Origin of the sequence: Albidovulum sp. (assembly GCF_049646345.1) — a bacterium.
Lineage (GTDB): Bacteria > Pseudomonadota > Alphaproteobacteria > Rhodobacterales > Rhodobacteraceae > Albidovulum.
Genome location: NZ_JBARVQ010000463.1, coordinates 1 through 1,614, shown reverse-complemented (window position 1 = coordinate 1,614; position 1,614 = coordinate 1). Strand labels below are relative to the sequence as shown.

Sequence of the window (1,614 nt, the reverse complement as noted above, 5' to 3'; positions counted from 1 at the left end):
CTGCTGGTCCTCGACCACCTTGTCGGCCAGCACCGCGCCGCCTGCGCCGATGATGATCGGGCCGCAGCCCGACAGGAGTGCCGCCGTCAGGATGAGTGCTGCAATTGTCGCTGGTTTCCGCATATCTGCCCCCTATAGCGTTTCGAGATTTGTTTGAAATCTCAACTATCAGAATTCGAACGAAGATGGTTCGCATTTTCATTCAACGTAAACTCGAAACGCTATAGGTATATCCGGCCCCTGTCGCAACCGGGTCCAGCCTTGGCAGCCCGGTCGATGCCATTGGTTTTGCCGACACGGTGCCGACGGTCCGTTCCCCGGAGGGGTGCGGTCAGCAGTGTCTCAAGGGGCTCAGCCGCCGGTATGGCTCATATGCCGCGACATCTGGCCTTTGACCGACTGGCGCGAATAGTCGAAGTCATGCCCTTTGGGCTTGCGCGATATCGCCGCCCGGATCGCCTGTTCCAGCAGGGCATCGGCGGACGCGGCCCTGAGTGGCGCCCTCAGATCGGCATTGTCCTCCTGCCCGAGGCACATGAAGAGTTCCCCGGTGCAGGTGACCCTGACCCGATTGCAGCTTTCGCAGAAATTATGGGTCAAGGGGGTGATGAAGCCCACTTTTTGCCCGGTCTCCTCGATCCGCACATAGCGCGCGGGGCCGCCCGATCGTTCCGCGAGATCGGTCAGCGTGAAGCGGTCGGCAAGCCGCGCGCGCAGGTCCTTCAAGGGCCAGTACTGGTCGAGCCGCATCTCTTCGCCCATCTCGCCCATCGGCATGACCTCGATAAAGGTCAGGTCGTGACCTTCGCCCGCGCACCAGTCGAGCAGGGGGAAGAGTTCCTCCTCATTGAAGCCTTTCAGCGCGACAGTGTTGATCTTGACCCTGAGCCCGGCCTCTTTCGCGGCCCTCAGCCCCTCCAGCACCTGCGGCAGCCGCCCCCAGCGGGTGATCGCCTGGAACTTCGCCGCATCGAGCGTGTCGAGCGAGACATTGACCCGGCGGATGCCGATGGCGGCAAGTTCGTCCGCGAATTTCGCCAGTTGCGAGCCGTTGGTGGTCAGCGTCAGTTCCTTCAGCGCGCCCGTATCCAGATGCCGCGCGATCGTCCTGAAGAAGGTCATGATATCGCGCCGGACCAAGGGTTCCCCCCCGGTGATGCGCAGCTTTTCGACCCCGAGCCGGATGAAGCTGGAACAGAGCCGGTCCAGTTCCTCCAGCGTCAGCAGGTCCTTTTTCGGCAGGAACTGCATATGTTCGGCCATGCAATAGGTGCAGCGGAAATCGCAGCGATCCGTCACCGAGACGCGCAGGTAGGAGATTGGCCGGGCAAAGGGGTCGATAAGTTTGGTCATGGATTGAAACTAGGCTTGCGGTCGGGGCGCGGCAAGGGGAAACGCCGATAACCTGACCGAAAGCGCCGGGGCGCTGCCCCGGACCCCGAGGTATTTGGACCAAGCTGAAAGGCCGGTCAGGACAGGTGCCGTGCGGCCTCTTTCCGGGCGAAGGGCTTCAGGCGTTCGCCATGGGATGCGAGCCAGTCGCGGGTGCGGGGGGCGTCGTGTTTTGAGAGGTCGCGCAGCCACCAGGCGATGGCCTTCTGGATGAACCAGTCG

Annotated in this window: 2 protein-coding genes; both read right to left on the bottom strand. The window is 62.5% G+C overall.

All coding sequences use genetic code 11. The features are described 5' to 3' along the window. Positions 1 to 351: 351 nt before the first annotated feature. The gene (gene moaA, locus WBB85_RS11610) at positions 352 to 1,353 is read right to left on the bottom strand and encodes a GTP 3',8-cyclase MoaA (RefSeq protein WP_432638774.1); all 1,002 of its coding nucleotides are present in this window, start codon (positions 1,351 to 1,353) and stop codon (positions 352 to 354) included. A gap of 116 nt (positions 1,354 to 1,469) precedes the next feature. Continuing rightward, on the bottom strand, positions 1,470 to 1,614 hold a 145-nt coding region (locus WBB85_RS11605), incomplete at its 5' end, for a DNA alkylation repair protein (RefSeq protein WP_432638775.1).